7 protein-coding genes and 1 pseudogene are annotated in these 8,207 nt (G+C 47.8%); all 8 read left to right on the top strand.

Annotation, left to right across the window (positions count from 1 at the left end; all coding sequences use genetic code 11):
- The first annotated feature begins 136 nt into the window (after positions 1–136).
- Complete coding sequence (locus tag Q9J79_RS10065) at positions 137–1,573, top strand: factor H binding protein domain-containing protein (protein WP_301912031.1); 1,437 nt, start codon at positions 137–139, stop codon at positions 1,571–1,573.
- A 70-nt stretch (positions 1,574–1,643) separates the two neighbouring features.
- Complete coding sequence (locus tag Q9J79_RS10060; RefSeq protein ID WP_301912032.1) at positions 1,644–3,104, top strand: surface lipoprotein assembly modifier; 1,461 nt, start codon at positions 1,644–1,646, stop codon at positions 3,102–3,104.
- 178 nt (positions 3,105–3,282) lie between these two features.
- Positions 3,283–3,654 carry a 30S ribosomal protein S12 gene (gene rpsL, locus Q9J79_RS10055; protein WP_002218431.1) on the top strand — a complete coding sequence of 124 codons (372 nt, stop codon included), beginning with the start codon at positions 3,283–3,285 and terminating at the stop codon, positions 3,652–3,654.
- A gap of 117 nt (positions 3,655–3,771) precedes the next feature.
- Entirely contained in the window at positions 3,772–4,242 is a 471-nt protein-coding gene (rpsG, locus tag Q9J79_RS10050) for a 30S ribosomal protein S7 (protein WP_002242159.1), read from the top strand.
- An 18-nt stretch (positions 4,243–4,260) separates the two neighbouring features.
- On the top strand, positions 4,261–6,366 hold the full coding sequence (fusA, locus tag Q9J79_RS10045) for an elongation factor G (RefSeq protein ID WP_118792931.1): 2,106 nt from the start codon (positions 4,261–4,263) through the stop codon (positions 6,364–6,366).
- Between the two features lie 87 nt (positions 6,367–6,453).
- Entirely contained in the window at positions 6,454–7,638 is a 1,185-nt protein-coding gene (tuf, locus tag Q9J79_RS10040; protein ID WP_036475232.1) for an elongation factor Tu, read from the top strand.
- A 17-nt stretch (positions 7,639–7,655) separates the two neighbouring features.
- Entirely contained in the window at positions 7,656–7,967 is a 312-nt protein-coding gene (gene rpsJ, locus Q9J79_RS10035; protein WP_002215394.1) for a 30S ribosomal protein S10, read from the top strand.
- Between the two features lie 52 nt (positions 7,968–8,019).
- A pseudogene (locus Q9J79_RS10030) lies at positions 8,020–8,207 on the top strand (hypothetical protein); the annotation flags it as partial.

The following is an 8,207-nucleotide window of genomic DNA, read 5'->3' as shown; positions in this document are numbered from 1 at the left end:
TTGTGGGGGGGGGGGGGGTAGAATTGCCGAGCTTAAAACTTAGTTTATTTTTAATAAGAGTTTAAGAAATGTAAATAAAACATTTAATTCGGTAACGGGTAAACTTACCGTCGAAACAATATTCTAGGAGATAATTATGCATCTTCCCTTTAAATTCAGACTGGGTTTGGCAGCAATTGCCTGCATTTTTGCCCTTTCTGCTTGTGCTTCAGGTGGACGAACATTAACCACTTCTGAGAAATTAGACCAGGCGACTAAAGCAATTGAAAATGCCGATAAAGAGATTGCCGATAAAGAAAAACAAGAAGAAGAAAAAGAGGCAACCGTTTCACATATGGATAACGCAGGGTCTCCTCCAGCTAATCTTATCGAAGGGGCTCGAGAATATACCAATGCCCAAATAGAGCTGAAAAAAGCACGTGAAGCAAAGGTATTAACCGTGAGGCGGCAAATCAAACAGCTTGAAGATGCGGTTAAGTTGGCGGAGCAGAGGAAGGCCGAAGCCCAGCCTGATGCCGATCAGGCGGATTTGGATAGTAAAAAAGCCGAATTAGAGAAAAAACTAGGCGAACAAAAAGCACAACTTGCATCATCGGAGCAAAAATTGAAAGAGGTTGAAACGAAGGTTCAACGATTGGAAAAATTTACGAAACATTTAGAAAAGTCATCGTTGCAAAGTGTTAAACCCGAATTGAGTCAGCGGGTATGGGAGAGTAAATCAAGGGAATTTAAAAATCTTGGATCATATGAAAAAAAATTTGAAACTGCCGCATTGTTTAAAGCACACTTGATTAGTGAAAATCAAGATAAACAAGATACCGCCTTCACCGAGGAAAAAGTCAGGGATATGGATGTGTATATCAATGGGGAAAAATACGAAGGTAAAGACGGTGATGAATATGCTGTTAAACCGCTGGGTTTGCAGTCGCAGACTGTAGAAATTTATGGGCAAGATAAAGACCAAAATTATTATTCAGAAAAATCTTGGGTTTATGAGCAACCATATTCTGTTGTGGCAGGGTATTTTACCCAAACGATACAAAACGGTAAGAAGGATGAAGCCGGCAAATTTGACATTGGCTTGAGTGATATACAAGGTTTGGCGACAGAAAAAGCACAATTGCCGACGGCAGGTGCTTTCGATTATGAAGGCAAGGCATTTGGCGGCTCTTCGGCTAAGCTTGATAGCGCGTTGGAAGAACATCAAGGTAAATTCAAGTACCGTATCGACTTTGACAAACGTAAAGGTTCGGGCTCAATTGAAGGTTTGTCTGAATATGGCCGTATTGATTTGAAAGAAGCCGATATCGGTATTTTAAAAGTGAATAATGACGAATCCGGTTACGAGATGGTCAGTGATGAGACGGCTTTGGAGCATGGCAACCCTCATCCCGGCTATTATTCCTTTTACGGGGTAGGCAAAGGTGAGGCGGCTTCGGAACATGGCGGGCTTAAATATTATTCCTTAGGTATTTTCGGGCCGGAGGCCAACGAGGTGGCGGGTGTCGTCGGTACGTCCGGAGACCAAAATAACTTTGCCAGGGATGTCGGTTTCGGCGGTCAAAAAAAGTAGCGTCTTAATGTTTTCCATTTAAACAAATGCCGTCTGAAACTTCAGACGGCATTTCCTTTAAGAAATAAATATGAAACCCAGAAATCTCTTTTTTGCAGGCTGCCTGCTGACTTCGGCGACGTTTGCCGAGGATATCGGCGTGCCTGTCGAACCGATTAACGTCGGCAGTCGGGCTGCGATGCCGTCTGAAGGGGAAAGTCTCGCCCTCCTGCCGTTTGCAGAGGATGTGCCGCCGGTTCGCGATGCAATGCCGTCTGAAGTTCCTAAAAGTGCGGCAGGCGGCGATGTTCGGGGTGACCGGATGGGAATGCAGATTAACCGGGCGTTGCTGGCGCGCGACTGGGCGGTACTGAAACGCCTGTTGCCCCAATATGCCGAACAACCGCAATATGATACGGTGCTGTACCGTTATGCCCTCGGCGCGTTATACCGCAGCGAGATGCGGCAGGGCGAGGCGGCCGATTTATACCGTGAGTTGTTGTCGGAAAGGCCTGACCTTGTTTATCCCCGTTTTGATTTGGGCGTGATGCTGTTTGAAGACAAACAATATCGTGAGGCATTGGTTCAGTTGCACCGGGTCGAGGAGGCGTTGCCTCCCAATATGCGGCAGCTTGCACGGGAATATATCCGTCAGGCGGAAGCGGTGCAGGCGTGGCATCCTTCGTTCAATATGAATTACGAACAAACAGATAATGTAAACAATGCGTCCCCTTCACGGGACATCGTCCTCAACGGCCGGAAATGGACAAAATCGGAAGACAGCCTGCCCAAACGCGCCAACGGGATAAGGTACGAACTGGGTATTGACCGGATGTTTAACATTGCAGGCAATCACTTTGCCCGCTTAGGCATCAGCGGTTCCGGTGTGCATTATTGGAATGCCCGGGATTTTAGCGAACAGGCGTTTCATGCCGAAGCAGGCTACCGTTATCGGAATAGCCGTCTAGAGTGGGGATTCCGGCCCTTTGTCGAACAAAACTGGCTGGGCAATAACCGTTATACGGCAAATACGGGTATTGCGTTGGATTACAGCCGCCGTCTGAATGAAAAATGGCGCAGCACCCAATCTCTCCAGTACGGCCGCAAACAATACCATGACGAATATTTGGCAAAACGTTACAACAGTAAAACGATTTCAGTCAGCAGTACGTTCGGCTATTACGCTATGCCGGCTTGGCAGTTGTACGGAGGTATTAGCGGTATGTTTGATAATACTGTGGAGAAAGAGCAGGCTTCACGGCGTTATGGTGTAAGTTTGGGTACGGTGAAAATATTAGACGGCGGTCTTGGACTGAAGTTGGGTGCGGGTTACACGAAACGGATATTTAAAGCCCCTGCAACATTAATTTACAATTTTACCCGGCGTGATGATGAATATCGGATGAGCGCGGCTTTATGGCATAAAAAACTGTCGTGGAAAGGGTTTACACCCCAAATAAATTTCCGTTACAACAAGATCAACAGCAATATGCCCGCCTTTTATTCGCGCAGCGGCAAGGAATGGTTTGTCAGTATAGAAAAAACGTATTGACAGTATTTTCTTCAGCCGTCCGACTGATTGTGAGGGAAGTCGGTAAATATTTATCGGCAAACAAGAAAATCATCTTTCTTCTTGTCGTTATGCTTGACTGTATGCTTGCAATAAAAATATAATTCCACTCTTGCCGACATGGTGTCGGCAAGTATTTAACTCAACAGGACGAGAAAATATGCCAACTATCAACCAATTGGTACGCAAAGGCCGTCAAAAGCCCGTGTACGTGAACAAAGTGCCTGCGCTGGAAGCTTGCCCGCAAAAACGCGGCGTGTGCACCCGTGTATACACAACTACCCCTAAAAAACCTAACTCTGCATTGCGTAAAGTATGTAAAGTTCGCCTGACCAACGGTTTTGAAGTCATTTCATACATCGGCGGTGAAGGCCACAACCTGCAAGAGCACAGCGTCGTATTGATTCGCGGCGGTCGTGTAAAAGACTTGCCAGGTGTACGTTACCACACTGTACGCGGTTCTTTGGATACTGCAGGTGTTAAAGACCGTAAACAAGCCCGTTCTAAATACGGTGCTAAGCGTCCTAAATAATTATCGGGACTCAAATAGGCACGTCGGCCGCCTAAGCTGAACAACGGCCGAGTAAGTGAATACTCAATTGGGTATTCATGGGAATTGACCCAACTGAATAGATTAAAGGAAATTAAAATGCCAAGACGTAGAGAAGTCCCTAAGCGCGACGTACTGCCAGATCCTAAATTCGGCAGCGTTGAGCTGACTAAGTTCATGAACGTATTGATGATTGACGGTAAAAAATCTGTTGCAGAGCGTATCGTTTACGGTGCGCTGGAGCAAATTGAGAAAAAAACCGGCAAAGCAGCAATCGAAGTATTTAACGAAGCCATTGCAAACGCCAAACCTATCGTGGAAGTGAAAAGCCGCCGTGTAGGTGGTGCAAACTACCAAGTTCCTGTTGAAGTTCGTCCTTCACGCCGTTTGGCTTTGGCAATGCGTTGGGTTCGTGATGCGGCCCGTAAACGTGGTGAGAAATCTATGGACCTGCGTTTGGCAGGCGAATTGATTGATGCGGCTGAAGGCCGTGGCGGTGCGTTGAAAAAACGTGAAGAAGTACACCGCATGGCTGAAGCCAACAAAGCATTCTCTCACTTCCGTTTCTAATCTTGAAAGGCTAATAAAATGGCTCGTAAGACCCCGATCAGCCTGTACCGTAACATCGGTATTTCCGCCCATATTGACGCGGGTAAAACCACTACTACAGAACGTATTTTGTTCTATACCGGTTTGACTCACAAGTTGGGCGAGGTACATGATGGCGCGGCTACTACCGACTACATGGAACAAGAGCAAGAGCGCGGTATTACCATTACCTCTGCTGCCGTAACTTCCTACTGGTCCGGTATGGCGAAACAATTCCCCGAGCACCGTTTCAACATCATCGACACCCCGGGACACGTTGACTTTACCGTAGAGGTAGAGCGTTCTATGCGTGTATTGGACGGCGCGGTAATGGTTTACTGCGCGGTGGGCGGTGTTCAACCCCAATCTGAAACCGTATGGCGGCAAGCCAACAAATACCAAGTTCCGCGCTTGGCGTTTGTGAATAAAATGGACCGTCAAGGTGCCAACTTCTTCCGTGTTGTCGAGCAAATGAAAACCCGTTTGCGTGCAAACCCTGTACCTATCGTCATTCCGGTAGGCGCGGAAGACAGTTTCACCGGTGTGGTTGATCTGCTGAAAATGAAATCCATCATTTGGAATGAAGCCGATAAAGGTACAACCTTTACCTATGGCGATATTCCTGCCGAATTGGTCGAAACTGCCGAAGAATGGCGTCAAAACATGATTGAAGCCGCAGCAGAAGCCAGTGAAGAATTGATGGATAAATACTTGGGTGGCGATGAACTGACCGAAGAAGAAATCGTAGGTGCATTGCGTCAACGTACTCTGGCAGGCGAAATCCAACCTATGCTGTGTGGTTCTGCATTTAAAAACAAAGGTGTTCAACGTATGTTGGACGCAGTTGTAGAATTGCTGCCAGCTCCTACCGATATTCCTCCGGTTCAAGGTGTTAATCCTAACACTGAAGAAGCCGACAGCCGTCAAGCCAGCGATGAAGAGAAATTTTCTGCATTGGCATTCAAAATGTTGAACGACAAATACGTCGGTCAGCTGACCTTTATCCGCGTTTACTCAGGCGTAGTAAAATCCGGCGATACCGTACTGAACTCTGTAAAAGGCACTCGCGAACGTATCGGTCGTTTGGTGCAAATGACTGCCGCAGACCGTACTGAAATCGAAGAAGTACGCGCCGGCGACATCGCAGCTGCTATTGGTCTGAAAGACGTTACTACCGGTGAAACCTTGTGTGCGGAAAGCGCGCCGATTATCTTGGAACGTATGGAATTCCCCGAGCCGGTAATCCATATTGCCGTTGAGCCGAAAACCAAAGCTGACCAAGAGAAAATGGGTATCGCCCTGAACCGCTTGGCTAAAGAAGACCCTTCTTTCCGTGTCCGTACAGACGAAGAATCCGGTCAAACCATTATTTCCGGTATGGGTGAGCTGCACTTGGAAATTATTGTTGACCGTATGAAACGCGAATTCGGTGTGGAAGCAAATATCGGTGCACCTCAAGTGGCTTACCGTGAAACTATCCGCAAAGCCGTTAAAGCCGAATACAAACATGCGAAACAATCCGGTGGTAAAGGTCAATACGGTCACGTTGTGATTGAAATGGAACCTATGGAACCGGGTGGTGAAGGTTACGAGTTTATCGATGAAATTAAAGGTGGTGTGATTCCTCGCGAATTTATTCCGTCTGTCGATAAAGGTATCCGCGATACGTTGCCTAACGGTATCGTTGCCGGCTATCCTGTAGTTGACGTACGTATCCGTCTGGTATTCGGTTCTTACCATGATGTCGACTCTTCCCAATTGGCATTTGAATTGGCTGCTTCTCAAGCGTTTAAAGAAGGTATGCGTCAAGCATCTCCTGCCCTGCTTGAGCCGATTATGGCAGTTGAAGTGGAAACCCCGGAAGAATACATGGGTGACGTAATGGGTGACTTGAACCGCCGTCGCGGTGTTGTATTGGGTATGGATGATGACGGTATCGGCGGTAAAAAAGTCCGTGCCGAAGTACCTCTGGCAGAAATGTTCGGTTACTCGACCGACTTGCGTTCTGCAACCCAAGGCCGCGCTACTTACTCTATGGAGTTCAAGAAATATTCTGAAGCTCCTGCCCACATAGCTGCTGCTGTAACTGAAGCCCGTAAAGGCTAATCAGGCAAATAGGCCGTCTGAAAGGCTGAAATGATTTTTCAGACGGCATTGTTCTTTAATCGATCTTTAATGTAAAGGAATTAGCTCATGGCTAAGGAAAAATTCGAACGTAGCAAACCGCACGTAAACGTTGGCACCATCGGTCACGTTGACCATGGTAAAACCACTCTGACTGCCGCTTTGACTACTATTTTGGCTAAAAAATTCGGCGGTGCTGCAAAAGCTTACGACCAAATCGACAACGCACCCGAAGAAAAAGCACGCGGTATTACCATCAATACCTCACACGTAGAATACGAAACCGAAACCCGCCACTACGCACACGTAGATTGCCCGGGCCACGCCGACTACGTTAAAAACATGATTACCGGTGCCGCACAAATGGACGGCGCAATCCTGGTATGTTCCGCAGCCGACGGCCCTATGCCGCAAACCCGCGAACACATCCTGCTGGCCCGCCAAGTAGGCGTACCTTACATCATCGTGTTCATGAACAAATGCGATATGGTCGACGATGCCGAGCTGTTGGAACTGGTTGAAATGGAAATCCGCGACCTGCTGTCCAGCTACGACTTCCCCGGCGACGACTGCCCGATCGTACAAGGTTCCGCACTGAAAGCCTTGGAAGGCGATGCCGCTTACGAAGAAAAAATCTTCGAACTGGCTGCCGCATTGGACAGCTACATCCCGACTCCCGAGCGTGCCGTAGACAAACCGTTCCTGTTGCCTATCGAAGACGTGTTCTCCATTTCCGGCCGCGGTACCGTAGTAACCGGCCGTGTAGAGCGCGGTGTTATCCACGTTGGCGACGAGATTGAAATCGTCGGTCTGAAAGAAACCCAAAAAACCACTTGTACCGGCGTTGAAATGTTCCGCAAACTGCTGGACGAAGGTCAGGCGGGCGACAACGTAGGCGTATTGCTGCGCGGTACCAAACGCGAGGAAGTGGAACGCGGTCAAGTATTGGCCAAACCGGGTACCATCACTCCGCACACCAAATTCAAAGCAGAAGTATACGTACTGAGCAAAGAAGAGGGCGGCCGCCATACCCCGTTCTTCGCCAACTACCGCCCCCAATTCTACTTCCGTACCACCGACGTAACCGGCGCGGTTACTTTGGAAGAAGGTGTGGAAATGGTAATGCCGGGTGAAAACGTAACCATTACCGTAGAACTGATTGCGCCTATCGCTATGGAAGAAGGCCTGCGCTTTGCGATTCGCGAAGGCGGCCGTACCGTGGGTGCCGGCGTGGTTTCTTCTGTTATCGCTTAATTGAAGGATATTGATAAATGGCAAACCAAAAAATCCGTATCCGCCTGAAAGCTTATGATTACGCCCTGATTGACCGTTCTGCACAAGAAATCGTTGAAACTGCAAAACGTACCGGTGCCGTTGTAAAAGGCCCGATTCCTTTGCCGACCAAAATCGAGCGTTTCAATATTTTGCGTTCTCCGCACGTGAACAAAACTTCCCGTGAACAATTGGAAATCCGTACCCACTTGCGCCTGATGGACATCGTGGATTGGACCGATAAAACTACCGATGCGCTGATGAAGCTGGATTTGCCGGCCGGTGTTGATGTAGAAATCAAAGTCCAATAATTCGGACTATTGAAAATCCCCAAGCAATCAATGCTTGGGGATTTTTTATGTTATGCCGTCTGAAAATATGCGGCGGCAAACAGATTTAAGGCAAAACGACAAAATCAAAAAAAACAATGCGGCCGGTGAAATCGGCTTATTTTGTGCCTCAAGAATTTTCATACGGCATTTTTTAGTGAACAAAACAGGATATTTTTTATCAATAGCCTTCCTAAGGCTTGCCCCCCCCCCCCCCCCACC

Source organism: Neisseria viridiae, assembly GCF_962747995.1.
GTDB lineage: Bacteria > Pseudomonadota > Gammaproteobacteria > Burkholderiales > Neisseriaceae > Neisseria > Neisseria viridiae.
Note: the sequence above shows the minus strand (reverse complement) of the source record. Positions and strands in the feature narration are given on the sequence as shown.